General features: G+C 63.4%; 13 protein-coding genes and 1 pseudogene. 3 read left to right on the top strand and 11 right to left on the bottom strand.

From position 1 onward, the window contains the following. Positions 1-10: 10 nt before the first annotated feature. A complete protein-coding gene (locus AS156_RS26445; RefSeq protein WP_066499812.1) occupies positions 11-847 on the bottom strand; it encodes an IS5 family transposase in 837 nt (278 codons plus the stop codon). 789 nt (positions 848-1,636) lie between these two features. Further along, entirely contained in the window at positions 1,637-1,837 is a 201-nt protein-coding gene (locus AS156_RS26440) for a DUF2905 domain-containing protein (RefSeq protein WP_066510587.1), read from the bottom strand. Between the two features lie 230 nt (positions 1,838-2,067). Here AS156_RS26440 and AS156_RS26435 point away from each other — a divergent pair, with 230 nt between their 5' ends. Beyond that, positions 2,068-2,703 (top strand): NADPH-dependent F420 reductase, encoded by a 636-nt coding sequence (locus AS156_RS26435; RefSeq protein ID WP_066510650.1) that lies wholly within the window; start codon positions 2,068-2,070, stop codon positions 2,701-2,703. A gap of 85 nt (positions 2,704-2,788) precedes the next feature. Here the strand turns inward: AS156_RS26435 and AS156_RS26430 are convergent. Together AS156_RS26430 and AS156_RS26425 are read right to left on the bottom strand one after the other, a co-directional pair. Further along, positions 2,789-3,256, bottom strand: a pseudogene (locus AS156_RS26430) (S1C family serine protease); the annotation flags it as partial. A 129-nt stretch (positions 3,257-3,385) separates the two neighbouring features. Further along, positions 3,386-4,324, bottom strand: coding sequence for an MBL fold metallo-hydrolase (locus tag AS156_RS26425; protein WP_066510648.1), 939 nt, complete (start codon positions 4,322-4,324; stop codon positions 3,386-3,388). A gap of 115 nt (positions 4,325-4,439) precedes the next feature. On the opposite strand from AS156_RS26425, the gene AS156_RS26420 reads away from it, so the two are divergent. After that, complete coding sequence (locus tag AS156_RS26420; RefSeq protein WP_066510642.1) at positions 4,440-5,381, top strand: LysR family transcriptional regulator; 942 nt, start codon at positions 4,440-4,442, stop codon at positions 5,379-5,381. 438 nt (positions 5,382-5,819) lie between these two features. Here AS156_RS26420 and AS156_RS26415 read toward each other — a convergent pair whose 3' ends face one another. From AS156_RS26415 to AS156_RS26385, 7 genes are all read right to left on the bottom strand, one after another. Beyond that, a complete protein-coding gene (locus AS156_RS26415) occupies positions 5,820-6,878 on the bottom strand; it encodes a S1C family serine protease (RefSeq protein ID WP_066510585.1) in 1,059 nt (352 codons plus the stop codon). A 78-nt stretch (positions 6,879-6,956) separates the two neighbouring features. Further along, the gene (locus AS156_RS26410) at positions 6,957-8,189 is read right to left on the bottom strand and encodes a cytochrome c (RefSeq protein ID WP_245313074.1); all 1,233 of its coding nucleotides are present in this window, start codon (positions 8,187-8,189) and stop codon (positions 6,957-6,959) included. Positions 8,190-8,200: 11 nt separating this feature from the next. Continuing rightward, on the bottom strand, positions 8,201-9,964 hold the full coding sequence (locus tag AS156_RS26405; protein ID WP_066510580.1) for a GMC family oxidoreductase: 1,764 nt from the start codon (positions 9,962-9,964) through the stop codon (positions 8,201-8,203). Beyond that, positions 9,964-10,755, bottom strand: a complete 792-nt coding sequence (locus AS156_RS26400; RefSeq protein ID WP_066510640.1) for a gluconate 2-dehydrogenase subunit 3 family protein — start codon at positions 10,753-10,755, stop codon at positions 9,964-9,966. Before AS156_RS26400 ends, AS156_RS26405 begins: the two co-directional genes overlap by 1 nt. A gap of 53 nt (positions 10,756-10,808) precedes the next feature. Continuing rightward, positions 10,809-11,261: a hypothetical protein gene (locus AS156_RS26395; RefSeq protein WP_066510577.1), complete on the bottom strand. Its 453-nt coding sequence runs from the start codon at positions 11,259-11,261 to the stop codon at positions 10,809-10,811. Between the two features lie 8 nt (positions 11,262-11,269). After that, the gene (locus AS156_RS26390; RefSeq protein ID WP_066510571.1) at positions 11,270-12,871 is read right to left on the bottom strand and encodes a GMC family oxidoreductase; all 1,602 of its coding nucleotides are present in this window, start codon (positions 12,869-12,871) and stop codon (positions 11,270-11,272) included. A 150-nt stretch (positions 12,872-13,021) separates the two neighbouring features. Continuing rightward, complete coding sequence (locus AS156_RS26385) at positions 13,022-14,248, bottom strand: cytochrome P450 (RefSeq protein ID WP_066510569.1); 1,227 nt, start codon at positions 14,246-14,248, stop codon at positions 13,022-13,024. Between the two features lie 239 nt (positions 14,249-14,487). Between AS156_RS26385 and AS156_RS26380 the strand changes: the two genes are divergently transcribed. Continuing rightward, positions 14,488-16,125, top strand: a complete 1,638-nt coding sequence (locus AS156_RS26380) for a flavin-containing monooxygenase (protein WP_066510567.1) — start codon at positions 14,488-14,490, stop codon at positions 16,123-16,125. Positions 16,126-16,388 lie beyond the last annotated feature (263 nt).

Here is a 16,388-nt window from a genome sequence, read left to right as displayed (position 1 = left end):
AGAGTCTGACTCAAAAAGCGTGTTGGGGCCTGGCGAGGCGTCTGATCAGGAGCCTGAGATGGGCGACGAGAAGCCAAGCGACTTCGGTTGCCGCGGAGCCCTCGAAGTCCTTGGCGAGACGACGGCACCTGCCGAACCAGGCAAAGGTACGCTCGACGACCCAGCGTCGGGGTAAGAGCTGGAAGCCTTTGACGCCGGGTGGCCGCTGGACAATATCGATGGTCCATTGGCCGCAATGGGACAGTGCGTCGAGCAGCTGTTTGCCGCGATAGACTCGGTCAGCAAAGACATGCTGAAGCCTGGGGAAGTGTTCTCTCAGATGTTCCAGCAGAGGGACAGCACCGTGGACATCCTGAACGTTGGCGGGATGCACGTGGACTGCCAGCAGCAGACCATTGGTGTCAGTGACGATGTGCCGCTTACGTCCATGAAGGCGCTTGCCGGGGTCGAAGCCGCGTGGCCCGCCGGCCTGCGTCGTCGGAGCCGTCTGGCTATCGATGACGGCAGCCGTCGGTCCCGGCTTGCGCCCGAGTTTCCGCCGCGCTTGCCGGACCAAGGCTCCGACGATCCGGTGCCACCGGCCACTGTCGCGCCAGGCATAAAAATAGCCTTGGACCGTCGAGTATGGCGGGAACTCGCTCGGCAGGGCTCGCCATTGGCAGCCCGTCGACAAAATGTAGAAGATCGCCTGCACGACCTCGCGCAAATCGACTTCCCGCGGGCGTCCTCGTCGCTGTCGCGCCGGCATCTTCCGGGATATCAGCGCCCACTCCGCATCGGTCAGATCGCTTGTGTAGCGCAGCCCTTTGCGTTGATACTCGACACGAGTGATTTCGGTCCACGGCATCGTACCCTCCCTCGAATCTTCGCAAATCCGAAGGAATCACAGCCAACCGAAATCACTCACTCCTTTTTCAGTCAGGCTCTGAGGAGCGCGGAACGCGCGTCTCGAAGGATGAGGCCACAGTCAGGGCCTCATGGTTCGAGACGCCGCGGAGCCTGTCATCGGGCCGCGCATCGCGCGGACCCGGTGGCGGCTCCTCACCATGAGGGTCTGATGTCAGCGCGCCCCTCACTGCTTCGCGGGGTTGCGCCCGGGCGGTTGCGGTGGCGCGGACGAAGTCCGCGACGGATAAGACGTCTGCCTCCGCGGAGGTGAGCGCCCCCAAAATATCGAAAACAACCCCATGCAAAGTAGCAGGGCGGCCGCCGGCACTCGGACACACGCAACTTGACGTGTCGGGCAACTCAGCGATATCTTCTATTATTCCGAAGTCCTGCGAACGCCCCGGCGCCTGCGCAACAGCGTACGCGTCCGTTCCGATTGCGGCCGAGAATTCTCACCCACCATGCCATTGCAAGGGCGACTTGGCGGGTAAGCACGCGATCCGTATCAATGACCAAATAGCGTATTCCGGTGCACCGACGCGGGTCCGGAGGACGTGGAGATAATCGACTATCACGAGCCAAGGCGTGTCCTCATAAATCGAGGCGGCTCGGACCACGCGTGTTGGATGTCTGCTATGGCCCCGACAGGAGCGCGAAAGCGGACATTGCCGTAAGTCAGAGAGGGGCCAAAACCAGACGTTCGACCCAACGGCAAATACGTGGGCAGGCTCGGTCTTCTGCCAAGCGTCTATCGATTGATCAGCCACAGGACCACGCTCAGGACGATGCTGATGAGGAGCGACGTCATCAGCGGAAAGTAGAACGAAAAATTCGGCCGTTGGATCACGATGTCACCGGGGAGCCGCCCCAGACCCAGCCTGCCGATCAAAGGCCAGCAGATTCCGGCCACGACCAGGACAATTCCGAGGACAATAAGCGTGCGCGACATCTTGCGCTCTCCCAAAGTGCGGGAATGATCCAGTGGACAGCCGTCATGCGTTGATAGGCCCGGGTGCAGAAGATGGTTCCGCGGTCAAATCAGAAAAACCATCACTCGATAGGAAATCAATGGCCAAATCAGTCTCTCGAGCGCCGCCGTGCAGGGCGTCACCATATCTACCTAAGGGAATTATTCGATGTCTCGTCTGTCTAATGGAGACCAGGAAGGAGGGTATCAAGATGAAAATAGCAATCATCGGGACTGGTAACGTCGGTAGCTCGCTCGCCCGAGGGCTTAAAAAATCCTCGCATGAGATCGTTCTTGGGGCGCGCAATATCACCGACAGCGCCACACAAGATCTTGCTGCGAATACAGGCGCAAAACTGGCATCTCCGACAGAGGCTGCCAAGTCCGCTGAGCTGGTCGTTCTCGCACTGCCATGGAACGTTGCCGAAGCTGCCGTTAAGGCTCTCGGCGATCTTTCTGGCAAGATCGTCATCGACTGCATGAATCCGCTCGGGATGATCGACGGCGTTCTCGGGCTTCTGCTGGGCCATACGACCAGCGGCGGCGAGACCGTCGCCGCCTGGCTGCCAGGCGCGCGTGTTGTGAAGACGCTTAATCAGGTCGGCGCGGAGATGATGGCCGACAATGCCGGCATGCCGCATAGGCCGGTCATGTTCATGGCCGGCGATGATGCTCAGGCGAAGGCTATCGTCGCGACTGTATTGACCGATCTGGGTTTCGAGCCGCTCGACGCCGGCGACATGACCAAGTCGCGTCTCCTCGAGCCCTTCGGAATGGTCTGGATCAATCAGGCGCTCCTGCGCGGGAAAGGTCGGACCTGGGCATTCGCTGCCGTGGAACGGAAGTGAACCCGCCCATTCTTATTTCGACTGCCTCGGGTCAACGGCGGACATCAAGGGAGAGGGTGCATCTTGCACGCCGATAGAATTGCCGTCACTGCTTCGCCGGCTTCCTTTCGATCGGGTGGATGTCGATCCCACGCAGCCGGCCCAGCCGGAGCACGTCCATCGACAGGGTCCGGTCGATCCGGCTGTGATCGAGCGCGCGGATCAGATCATCGACGCCGTTGATCTCGACGCCATCCAGCTTGATCGCGACATCGCCCGGCAGCAGCCCTGCCCGCGCGGCCGGACTGTCGGGCTCGATCTGCATCAAGAGCGCGCCCATCGTGTTCTCGACGCCGGCGAGCACCGCGTGCCGCCGCGGCACCGGCGCGGTCTGGCCGGCGACGCCGATATAGGCGCGGCGGACATAGCCGTGGCGGATGATCTCCGACAGCACGAACTGCGCGGTGTTGCTGGCGACCGCAAAGCAGATGCCCTGCGCGCCGTTGATGATCGCGGTGTTGATGCCGATCACCTCCGCCCTCGACGACACCAGCGGCCCGCCGGAATTGCCGGGCCGCGGCATCCCGAGGACGTGGGGATGTCTGCCATCGACCTGACAGGAGCGGAAAAACGGACATTGCCATAAGTCCGAGAGGAGCCAATGGCGGACATTTGTGCGTGGCTACGACGTGTAAAGCCAGACTCAAGGCTGATGACCCAGCTTCACGATCATCTGCGGATGACGTTCACTCAGGGCCTTCAGCGCGAGCAAACTCTTCCGCTCCTCGTCCCGGTCGTATGTAAAGCTGCCAGGTTCGACGCCGTGCTCCCAGCCCCACCGGGTGTGGCAAGCGTCGCCAGTGAGGAGCACCGGACCGGACGGAGTGCGGGCAAGATACGAGACATGGCCCGCGGTATGCCCGGCGGTCAGGATTGCAAACAATGAGCCATCACCGAAGACGTCGATTACGCCTTCGAATTTCCCATCCGGATCCTTGGTGAACTGAAACTCCTGAATCGCGGGTCTGCCTGCAAAGAAGGCATCTTCCATGCCTTCGACAAAGAAGTTCTCGAATTTCGTTTCCGCGGCTTCTCCGGGACCCGTATAAAACGGTACATCTTTTGGAATGTCCGGCATCCCCGAGATGTGATCGAGGTGAAGGTGGGTCATCAAGACTCCTTTGAGGGGCGCCCCTTCGGATTTGATAGCGGAAAGGGCGTCTTCCCGGACCTGCATCTTGTCGAGCTTGGCGAAGTTGCGCACCACCCATCCAACTCCCAAGCTTTTGGGGTCCTCGACAAACCGTTTCGAGACGCCGGTATCGACCATATAAAATCCCCGCGTCGGATGCCGCACGAGATGTGTGTAGATCTGGATCGGCTCCTCGTGATCCTTGAGCCCCGCCTGAATGGCTTGGGGGTCCTTCAGATTGATCAGCCCGGACAGATCGGCGACCCAATCTGCGCTGGCGACTGTCTTAACCTCGATCGGTCCCGGCTTATCAATCAACGCCTCCATAACCGATGAGCTGACCGGCTTGCCGAGGTTGGCGGCCGTCGATGGATGGGATGTCTGCGCGCACGCGGAGAGCGCGAGAACGGCAAGGGAACCAATGAAACACTGTCCTAGCTTACGGAGCATGATCTTCCTCATTTCTGCTGCCGCGTTTTGCCGTGGACAGTCAGAATAGCAATCGTCTAAATTCCTATAAGGCCATACATAAATGAATGGCCCGGCCCGGGCCGAAGGAGTCAAAGTGGACCTGCAATGGGACGACTTGCGGATTTTTCTCGCCGTTGCCGATGCCGGAAGTCTGAGCGGCGGCGCGCGCCGCCTCAAGGCGAGTCAACCCACTTTGAGCCGGAGGATCGCAGAGATGGAGTACGCCCTCGGCGAGCCGCTTTTCGTCCGCAAGAACCAGGGCGTCACCTTGACGAAAACCGGAGCGAGGCTGCTTCCGGCAGCCCAAGGCATGGCGCAATGGGCGACTGAAGCTGCACGCGCACTCGATGCGAAGAACTCGCCCGTGAGCGGCCGCGTGCGCATCACGGCGGCCCCGTCGTTCGCCTTTGATTTGCTGGCTCCAATCGCGGAGAAGCTCAAGAGAAAGCATCCGCAGATCACTCTCGAAGTTCTGGCGAGCACCGAACGCCTGAACCTCTCGCGCGGCGAAGCAGACATCGCGCTCAGGAGATATCCGTCGGATGATCCTGACCTCATCACGGTCGATGAAGTTATCGTTCCGATCTGCGCTTACGCGAGCAAGGACTACGCACGGAGACTGCCTGCGAAATATGATTTGCGTGACCTCGATTGGATCTCATGGGCCGGAGCGCTTGAGATGGTGAGCCCCAATCCGGAGTTCGCTGCCAGGATTCCGAATTTCCGTCCCGCCTTTGCGTCTGACGATTACAGCGTGCAGGTCGCGGCCTGTCAGGCCGGTGTCGGCGCGATGATCCTTCTGAAGACCTCCCATCGACTTAAACGACCGGGTGAGCTCGTAGAGCTCAAGCTTGTGCTTCCAGCTTCGTTACGCGCGGAACTCACGATCATCTGCCACAAGCGCATGGCGGATCTCCCCAAGGTCAGAACCGTCTTGGACCTGCTTCGGCAAGAGTTTGCTGATCTGAGGAGGAGCCAAGGCGCGCAGAAGCCCCGAATGGTGGCACCGATAATCGCAAAGAACGCCAGGGGATAAGAAAGGCTCGCTCCAAACGTTCGGGGCGAGAAATTCTGGAAGGAGTGGCCACGTTGTTATGCCGGGCGGACTGCATAGGCGCAGTTTGGCGGACGATGCCGCTCGCAAAACCTTCACACGACAAGTTCGGCGCGTCCTGTCTGGCCGGTCTCCCCACAAACTCGTCATGCCCGGGCTTGTCCCGGGCATCCACGTCTTCGTTTCTGCGTGAAGAAAGACGTAGATGGCCGGGACAAGCCCGGCCATGACCATGTGGAAACGTCAGCGCCAGACCACGATGAATTTTGGTTGAATCGGCTCGCCAAGGTTTCGGATCACCTCTCCCCGCCGGGGAGAGGTGATCCTTCGACGCCGTTCCAGCTCAACCCAATCTCATCGCGAGCTGGCAAGCACCGTCACAAGGGGAAAGCGTCAGGTGAGTTCCTGGATCGCACCTGCTCACTGCTTCGCAGGCTTCCGCCCGATCGGATGGATGTCGATCGCACGCAGGCGGCCGAGGCGGAGCACGTCCATCGACAGGGTCCGGTCGATCCGGCTGTGATCGAGCACGCGGATCAGGTCGTCGACGCCGTTGATCTCGATGCCGTCGAGCCTGATCGCGACATCGCCCGGCAGCAGCCCTGCCCGCGCGGCCGGACTGTCGGGCTCGATCTGCATCAAGAGCGCGCCCATCTTATTCTCGACGCCGGCGAGCACCGCGTGCCGCCGCGGCACCGGCGCGGTCTGGCCGGCGACGCCGATATAGGCGCGGCGGACATAGCCGTGGCGGATGATCTCCGACAGCACGAACTGCGCGGTGTTACTCGCGACCGCAAAGCAGATGCCTTGCGCGCCGTTGATGATCGCGGTGTTGATGCCGATCACCTCCGCCTTCGACGACACCAGCGGCCCGCCGGAATTGCCGGGGTTGAGCGCGGCGTCGGTCTGGATCACGTCCTCGATGGTGCGCCCGCTGACCGAGCGGATCGAGCGGCCGAGCGCCGACACCACGCCGGCGGTGACGGTCGATTCGAAGCCGAGCGGATTGCCGATCGCGACCACGAGCTGGCCGCGCCGCAAGGTCTTGGAATTGCCGAGCGAGGCATAGGGCAGATCGCGTGCGCCATCGGCCCGCAGCAAGGCGAGATCGGTGTCGGGATCGACGCCGAGCACATGGGCGTCGGTGACGAAGCCTTCGGTGTCGCGCAGGCGGATCTCCTTCGACGATCCGACCACGTGGCTGTTGGTCAGCACGAACCCATCGGGCGAGATCACGATGCCCGAGCCGAGCCCGCCGCGCTCGCGCGCGTTGCGCACTTTCGGCCCGGTTTCGACGCGTACGACCGCGGGACCGACGCGTTCGGTCACGTCGATCACGGCATTGGAATAGGCATCCAGCAAGACCCGGTCATTGGCTTGGTTATCGACTTGGTTATCGACTTGGGCAGCGCCTTGGGCAGCGTCAGCCGTTCGCGGTGACGGCCTGTCACCGGCGGTATCTGAGGTAATATCCAACATGGCGAGATTCCTTCGGTCTCCTCAGATGGTGACCGGCTCCCGTCCCCGCAAGTGGTTACGCCCGGCGTCGCAAGGACGTCATTCTCCAGGCGCGGCGCCGGTCACCTTGGCCCGTAGCGTCCTGACCGTCTCTTCCGAGACCGGCGCAGCCGCATTGCCCCAGGAATTGCGGACATAGGTGACGACATCAGCGACCTGCTTGTCACTGAGGCGATAGCCGAGCGACGGCATGGCCGGCGAGGTCGGGAAGCCCTCGGTTGCCGCCGCGCGACCTCCGGCGATGACGATCCGGATCAGGCTCGCAGGGTCCTCCTGCGTCGTCACCACATTGCCGGCGAGCTTCGGGAACAGATGCGCGACGCCCGTGCCGGTTCGCACATGACAGGCGGCGCAGGTATCGACATAGATAGCCTCTCCCGCCTGCATGCGCGGATCGGAAGCCGCCAGCGGCGTCGATGCAGGCGGGCCCTCCGCGCCGCGCTCCTTGAGGTAGACGGCGATCGCCTTCAGATCCGCCACCGGCATCTCCGAAGTCGAATTCTCGATCGCATCCTTCATCGGCCCGCTGGCGAGGCTGAAGGCGTTTTGCCCGGTCTTCAGATATTGCACGATGTCATCGACCGACCATTTGCCGAGACCCACCCGCGGGTCGTTGGTGATGTTCGGCGCGGTCCAATTGTCGATCTGGTTACCTTCGAGATATTTGTCGTTCTGGTTGGCGCCGAAGGCATTGAACGGCGTGTGGCAAGCGCCGCAATGGCCGAGGCCTTCGACCAGATAGGCGCCACGGTTGAACTCGGCCGAGCGCGCCGGATCCGGCTTGAACGTCCCTGATGTGAAGAACAGCGCGTTCCAGCCCTTCATCAGCAGCCGTATGTTGAAGGGAAACGGCAGCGTGTTGCGATTGACCCTGTTTTCGACCGGCGGCAGCGCACGCAGATACAGATAGATCGCGTCGAGATCGCTGCGCTCCACCTTCGTATAATAGGGATAGGGAAACGCCGGGTAGAGATGACCGCCGCCCGGGCGCCTGCCTTCCTGCATGGCGCGCGCGAAGTCATCGGCCGACCAGCTTCCTATGCCGGTCGTGGTGTCGAACGTGATGTTCGGCGTCATGATCGCGCCGAACGGCGTCTGCAGCGCGAGCCCGCCGGCAAACGGCTGGCCGCCCTCGGCGGTATGACAGGCCGCGCAGTCGCCGGCGATGACAAGCGCCTTGCCGCGCGCGATATCGACATAATTGTCCGGACCGGCCGTCACGCTGCCGGCGCTGAACAGCGGAAGCAGCAGGACCAGAGTGCGGAGCCACATCGCGCGCCTGCTCATCGCGACACCAGCGCACCCGGCGACTTCAGATATTTGAGGATCGCCTCCAGGCTCCAATAGGTCAGCGCGCCGACCGTACCGGTCGGGTTGTAACCTGCATTCTGGGGAAAAGCCGACGCGCCCATCACGAACACGTTCGAGACGTCCCAGGACTGCAAATAGCGATTCAGCACGCTTGTGTTGGGATCGTTCCCCATCACCGCGCCCCCGGTGTTGTGCGTGGTCTGGTAAGGCACCACCGACCACGGCACACCGAGGCGGTTGAGCTTTGTGCTGCTCGCGCCCATCGCCTTGACGATCTCCTGGCAACGCTCGGCCATCCAGTTCGCCATCTTCTGCTCGTTGGGCTGGTAGTCGAACGTCATGCGCATCAAGGGCCGGCCGAGCGGATCCTTGTAGGTCGGATCGAGATCGAGATAGTTGTTGCGATAGCTCATGACGCTGCCCTGCGCGCCGACATTGGTCACGCGCTGATAGTTGTCCTTGACCGCCTTCTTCCAGGCGCTGCCCCAGGTCGGCGTTCCCGGCGGGGTCGGGTGATAGCGGATCGGCCGGCCGTTGGTGTGGGCGCTGGTGATCGACGCGCCGCCGACGAAGCCGTGCGGACCATGATCGAAATTGTCGCTGTTGTAGTCGTCGAGCGCGACGCCGAGCGAGCCCGCCGCCGCAAACGGATTGAACTTCGCGTCGTTGAAGAAGCCGAGGGCGCCGGAGCCGGTCTGATACGCATAGTTGCGCCCGACGACGCCCTTGCCGCTCGCGGGATCGTACGGCTTGCCGATGCCCGACAGCAGCAACAGCCGCACATTGAACAGGCTGAAGGCGCAGACCAGCACGAGATCGCCGGGCTGCTCCCACTCCTCGCCGCTGGCATCGACATAGGTCACGCCGGTGGCCGTCTTGCCGTCGCCGCTCAGGTTGATCTTCGTCACCTCGCAGTCGGTGCGCGCCTCGAAGGTCGGCTCCCGGACCAGCGCGGGTAGCACGCAGGTCTGCGGCGACGATTTCGAATAGTTGGCGCAGCCGAACCATTCGCAGAAGCCGCAATAGGTGCACGGCGCCATGCTGCAGCCATACGGATTGGTGTAGGCCATCGAGATGTTTGCAGACGGCCGCGGAAACGGGTGCAGACCCATCTCGGTGGCGGCCTTGGTGAACAGCGACTGCGCGTAGCCCTGCTTCAGCGGCGGCGTCGGATAATCGCGCTCGCGCGCGCCCTCGAACGGATTGCCGCCGGGCTGGATCTTGCCCTTGATGTTGCCGGCCTTGCCGGAGATCCCGGCAACCTGCTCGAACCTGTCGTAGTGCGGCTCTAGCTCGTCATAGCTGACCGGCCAGTCCTGGATCTGATTGCCTTCCGGCAGGATCCCCTGGCCGTAGCGTTCGATCATGTGGCTGCGGATACGGAAATCGTCGGGCAGGAAGCGCCAGGTCTGTCCATTCCAGTGCAGGCCCGCGCCGCCGACGCCATTGCCCGGCAGGAAGCTTCCCCATTTGCGAATCGGCAGCGCCGTCTGCGAGGGGTTGTTGCGCATCGTCAGCGTCTCCTGCTTCGGGCGCAGGAAGATGTCGTGACGCACCGCGTAGCGCAGCTCGTCCGGTGCGGTGCCGATGTTGAAATCGCTTGCCGTGTCGCGCCAGGGGCCGCGCTCCAGCGCGACGACATCGAGCCCGGTGCGGGCCAATTCGTAGGCGAGGATCGAGCCGGTCCAGCCGAGGCCGACGATGACGACGTCCTTGCGAGGAAGACGGCGGGCCATCAGCGCTCTCCCCACGCCGGACGGCCCTGCAAGCTCACCGGCGGCAGGGTGTAGGCCTGGTTTGGCCGGTCGATGACGTCGCGGAAATCATAACGCACGCCGGGGAAGCCGACGAGCTTCCAGCCGATCATGTCGCGATTGCCGCCATAGATCGGATCGGCGAAGAACCCCTCGATCGCATTGTTGTAGATCGCCGTAAACAGCGTCTTGCTGGAGAAATTCGGCAACTGAACCGCTCCCTTCTCCAGGCCTGCAATCAGCTTGTCCTGATCTGCGGCGGCGAGCTCGGCAAAGCCGCGATTGAAGGTGGCCTTGCAATAGGCTTCAAGCGCCGCGATTCCCATCCGGTATTGCTGCCGCGGCGTGAGCTCCGATTGCAATCCCTGCGACGGCAGCGGATTCTCCGAGAATGGTCCTGCCATATAGAGCCAGTCATGCCCGCCATAGGGACCGGTGAGCTGGCGATCGATGAACGTGGTGACGCCGGCCTCCTTCGCCCCGGGCCCCAAATCATCGGCCGGGATGAGACGATCGACGAACGCTTCGACGACGGCGGCCTCGCTTGCCGTAAAGAACAGGTAGCCACCGGGCACGACCGGCGCGACCGGATAGGCATCGTTGGGCTTCCACGGCAGCACCTTGGTGACGACGCGTGCGTTGACGCCCGAGGTCGTGACCAGGAGAGCCGCGGTCGCCAGCAGCAGCCCGCGACGCGTGACGCCGTGACGAGCAGGACTTGCGCCATCCGGACGACGCGACGTCCTTCCGTATCGGCGATCAGCAGATTCCATCGTCATGTCCCCCAAGCCTGCGGTCCGAGCGTGGCACGCCTTGGCCGGCAGCTTCATCGCGACGCGCCACGCAGCGTGCCGCCGCGCGCCTTGACCGGATCGAGCAGCGACCAGTCGCCCTCCGGCAGCACATGCCCCTTCGGGAATGGCGCGCGGAGCTCGAGACCGAGCGAGCGCAACACGCGATCATCCCGGTAGTAACACTGCAGCACCACGCGGATGAGCGTCGAGGCCGCGGCGCCGCCGCTGGCGCGAAACTCCTTCGCCACGGCATCGCGCCTGGCCTCGTCGAGCTCGGCAAGCGGCTTGCCGGCAAGCCGCGCCAGATGGTCCAGCGCCTGCGCCACCAGCGCCGTATCGCGGCCGAGCGTCGCGAGGATGTCGGCCTGAACGGCGGGATCATCAGCCCCCGGCACCTTGTACTCGGAGCTTTCGGGAATGATCATCGCCGCGATGCTGCGAAGGTCGGCGCGCTGGGCTGCAGTCAATTCTTTTGTATCGGACATGGCTGGTCTCAGTCGAACAGATTGGCGAGACGCTGCTTCATCTGGTCGGCGATGTAGAGCGCGAGGGCCTGGATGGTGGAGGTCGGGTTCACGCCGCCCGAGGTCACGAAGATGCTGCCGTCGACGATGAAGAGATTCTTCACGTCGTGCGAGCGGCCCCATTCGTTGACGACGGAGCGCGACGGATCGGTGCCCATCCGCGCGGTGCCGAGCAGATGCCAGCCGCCCCACGGGATCGGATCGTTGATGCAGATGTCGGTGGCGCCGGCAACCTCCAGCACCTCCCGGCCGCGCGCCAGCGCATGGTCCATCATCTTGCGGCTGTTCGCGCTGATCGTGTAGTCGATCCGCGGCGCCGGGATGCCGTGACTGTCCTTCAAGACGGGATCGAGCGTCACGCGGTTGTGCTCCTCCGGCAGGTCCTCGCAGATCGCCGAGACCGCAAGGCGGTGGCCGTTGAGCTTGCGGAAGACGCGGTGGTGATCCGCGCCCCACGGCAGGATGCCCTTCTGCTCGCTGGAAACGGCCTCGAACACCGGTCCGGCGCCGCGGCCGAACTGGATGCCGTAACCGCGGACGAAGCCGCGCGACAGATCGGTGTCGTAAAACTCCTTGCTCCACAGGCAGGTCGGCGGCGCGCGGTTACTGTCGGTCGGCTCCTTCACGAAGCCATAGACCTGCGCATAGGGGTGGAACATCAGGTTCTTGCCGACCAGGCCGGACGAGTTGGCGAGGCCGTTCGGAAACTTGCCGGAGACGGAGTTGAGCAGCAGGCGCGGCGTGCCGACGCCATTGCAGGCGATGATCACGACCTCAGCCGGCTGAAACTGCTCGACGCCATCCTTGTCGTAATAGACGACGCCGGAGGCCATGCCCTGCTCGTTGGTCAGGATCTCGCGCACCCGGCAATGCGTCTTGAGCTCGACGCCGGCGCGGATCGCGTGCGGCCAATAGGTGATGTCGGTCGACGCCTTCGCGCCCTGCGCGCAGGCCGGCGTGCAATGGCCGAGATTGATGCAGCGCGCCCTGCCCTCGTAATCCGTCGTCGCGACCGTGGTGTCCGACGGCCACCAATGCCAGCCGAGCTTGTTCATCGCCTTGCCGACCAGCGGACCGGACAGCCCGAGCGGCTGCGGCGGCATCGGCGGGTGGCTCAAGGGCGACAGCGGATCGCCAGACAGGCCCGATACGCCCATCATGCGGTCGTTCTCTTCGAAGAACGGGGTGAGCGCATCGTAGTCGATCGGCCAGTCGTCGGCGACGCCGTCGAGCGTCTTCACCTTGAAATCGGACGGATGCAGCCGCGGCCAGTGCGCGGTGTACATCACCGTCGAGCCGCCGACCCCGTTGAAGTTGACGACCTTGATCGGGGAGTTGTCGTCGTTAACAGGATAGTCCTCGGGCCGGCGGCGGATATTCGGGCTGGTCGACCAGTCGCCGTAGAACTTCGCCTCCCAGTCGCGCCCGGTGCTCGGATATTCCGCCGGGTTCATCCAGCCGCCCTGATCGAGGCAGAGGATATGCATCCTGGTATCGGCGAGGCTCCAGGCCACCGCGGCACCGGACGCGCCGGCGCCGATGATCAGGACGTCAACGGGATCGTTCTTCATTCTTGTTCCTTGGAATTTCTTCTTCCGTCATTGCGAGCCACCCGGTCGGCGCCAAGCGCCGCCGGATGACAGGCTCCGCGAAGCAATCCATCCTTCACCTCGCCAAGACGTGGATTGCTTCGCTGCGCTCGCAATGACGGGGCTGGCAGCTCAATTGACGATTCTCACCGGCAAGCTTCGTATACCGCGAATGAAATTGGAATAGAGCCTTTGTGGTGGGCCCATGACCTCTAAGCGCAGGTCGCGCTCAAGGATTTCCTCCCAGAGAATGCGCAGCTGCTGCTCGGCGAGGCGGTCGCCGACGCAGCGGTGGACGCCGGCGCCGAAGGCGAGATGCTGGCGCGGCTTGGCGCGATCGATGATGAACTCGTCGGCGCGCTCGATCTTGTCCTCGTCGCGGTTGCCGGAGATGTACCACATCACCACCTTGTCGCCCTTCCTGATGTGGCGGCCGGCGAGCTCGATGTCGTTGCGCGCGGTGCGGCGCATGTGCAGCACCGGTGTATGGTACCGGATTGTCTCGGACACCAGGTTCGGGATCAGCTCCGGCCTGCCGCGGACCAGCTCGAACTGCCCGGGATTCTCGCACAGCGCCAGCAGGCCTGCCGACATCGAATTGCGCGTGGTGTCGTTGCCGCCGACGATCAAAAGCCCGATGGTCCCGATGAACTCGCGCGGCTCCAGATTCCGCGTCGCCGGCGAATGTGCCAGCATCGAGACCAGATCGAAGGTCGGCGGCGCATCGATCCGCGCATCCCACAATTTTCGGAAATATTCTCCCATCTTGACCAGCTCGGCGGTGCGCTCAGTCTCCGAATGCACGACCGCATCGGGCGAAGCCACATTGGCGATCGCGACATCCGACCACCAGGTCAGCTTGGCGCGGTCCTCCGACGGAAAATCGAACAGCGTCGCCAGCATCATGTTGGTGAGGTCGACCGAGACCCGCTCGGCCCAGTCGAAGGTCTCGTTGCGCGGCAGCGCGTCGAGCACGGCCGCGGTGCGCTCGCGGATCAGGGATTCGAAATTCGCAAGATTCGACGGAGCCACGATCGGCGCCACCGTGCGGCGCTGCGCGGTGTGGCCGGGCGGATCCATGCGGATGAAGCTCGGCCGCTCCTGCCCCTTCGGCTGGTCGGCGACCTGGATACCGCCGAGCTCGGAGGCCGAGGAATAATTCTGGTGGTCGAGCTCGACCGCAAAGATGTCGTCGTAACGCGTCACCGACCAATACGGGCCGTAGGCCGAGGCCTCGCAATAATGCACGGGGTCGTCGCGGCGGAGCTGAGCAAACAGCGGCCGCCAGGTGTCGTCCTGGTAGAGCCGGGGATCGCTGACATCGATCGATGTCAGCCTGCTGCGCAGCGCCTCTCCCATCGCTTCACTCCCGCTGGTTCCGTCGCCGTTTTGGTGGGGCGATCATGTTGTCCGGTGACGATAGGGTGAAACCCGCAGGCGAGTAAAGGCACGGAGACCGCGCTTCCGCCGCGTGGAATGCCACGGACGCGCCGATGCACCCGGCAAATCGCGATACCAGCCCCGCTTTCCGATGTTTGTCGACAGCTGTGAGACCGGTTAGCCTTGGCGGCAATCAACGCATGAGGGAGCAACGACAGGTGGCCGCACCGCGCCAGGATCACGCCCCGTCGCAGACGGCTGCGCTGGATTACGACGTCATCATCATCGGCGCCGGCCTCTCCGGCATGTACCAGCTCCACCGGCTGCGCGAGCTCGGCCTCACAACGCGCGTGTTCGAAGCCGGCACCGGCGTCGGCGGCACCTGGTACTGGAACCGCTATCCCGGCGCGCGCTTCGATTCCGAGAGCTATTCCTACGGCTATTCCTTCTCCAAGGAGCTGTTGCAGGAATGGGAGTGGTCCGAGCATTTCGCCGGCCAGCCTGAGACCCTGCGCTACTGCAACTATGTCGCCGACAAGTTCGACCTGCGCCGCGACATCCAGTTCGAGAGTCGCGTCACGGCCGCGATCTACCAGGACGACACGCGAAGCTGGCAGGTCACGCTCGAGAGCGGCGCGCGGCATAGCTGCCGCTTCCTGATCACCGCGATCGGCCCGCTGTCGACGCCGACGCTGCCGCGCATCGAGGGACGCGACAGTTTCAAGGGGCAGTCCTTCCACACCGCGCGCTGGCCGAAGCAGAAGGTGGATTTCACCGGCAAGCGTGTCGCCGTGATCGGCACCGGCGCGACCGGCATCCAGACCATCCAGACCATCGCCGGCGAAGTCGGGCACCTCACCGTATTCCAGCGCACCGCCAATTGGGCGGCGCCGCTGCACAACGGCAAGATCGACGCCGAGACGCAGGCGAAGATCAAGGCCGGCTATCCCGAGATCTTCGCGCGCTGCAAGGAGACCTTCGCCTGCTTCGTCCACACGCCCGACCCGCGCGGCGCGTTCGAGGTATCCGAGGCAGAGCGCGAGGCGTTCTACGAGAAGCTCTATGGCGAGCGCGGATTCGGCATCTGGCAGGGCAATTTCAAGGACATCCTGATCGACCGCAAGGCCAATGCGACGATCAGCGATTTCGTGGCCCGTAAGATCCGAGAGCGCGTCAAGAACCAGGCGGTGGCGGAGAAGCTGATCCCGAAGAACCACGGTTTCGGCACCCGGCGGCTGCCACTCGAGACCTTCTATTACGAGGTCTACAACCGCGACAATGTCGAGCTCGTCGATCTCAAGGAAACGCCGATCGAGCGGATCACGCCCGAGGGTATCCGGACCAGCGACAAGGACTACGCCTTCGACATCATCATCTACGCGACCGGCTTCGATGCCATTACCGGCAGCTTCGACAAGATCGATATCCGCGGCGCCGACGGTGCGCGGCTCAAGGAGAAGTGGACGCACGGGCCGGAGACCTATCTCGGGCTGATGATCGACGGCTTCCCGAACTTGATGATGCTGATGGGCCCGCACACCGCGCTCGGCAACATCCCGCGCAGCATCGAATACAGCGTCGACTGGGTCACCGGCCTGATCCGCTTCGCGGAAGCGAAGGGCCTGACCTTCCTCGACGCGACGCCTGAAGGCACCGCCGACTGGACCGATCATGTGAAGGCGCTCGGCGTCGGCCTGCTCTCCAACGAGGTCGATTCCTGGATGACCGGCATCAACCGCAACGTCGAGGGCAAGCAGACCCGCATCGTCGCCCGCTACAGCGGCAGCGCGCCGGCCTATCGCGCGCGATGCGACGAGGTCGCGGCGAAGGGGTATGTTGAGTTGCGGTCGGGGTAGTTCTTTCGATGAAAGGCGGTGGCAACCCCACCCACCGCTGTCGTCCCTGCGAAAGCAGGGACCCATACTCCGCGGCGGAAGTCGTGAAGGGACTCGTCATTCCAGCATCGCCAACCAAAAATCCTTTGTGGTTATGGGTCCCTGCTTTCGCAGGGACGACACCGAATGTACTGCGCGACCACCCTACGCATCACCACGCATCGATACACGGGCGCTTGCGGTGGGTGCGCGGCTCGGGTTTCGGCACCGAGCGGAGGCCCGCC

Source organism: Bradyrhizobium macuxiense, from assembly GCF_001542415.1.
Classification (GTDB): domain Bacteria; phylum Pseudomonadota; class Alphaproteobacteria; order Rhizobiales; family Xanthobacteraceae; genus Bradyrhizobium; species Bradyrhizobium macuxiense.
The sequence above is the reverse complement of the archived record's forward strand: the minus strand, read 5'-3'. Positions and strand labels throughout refer to the sequence as shown.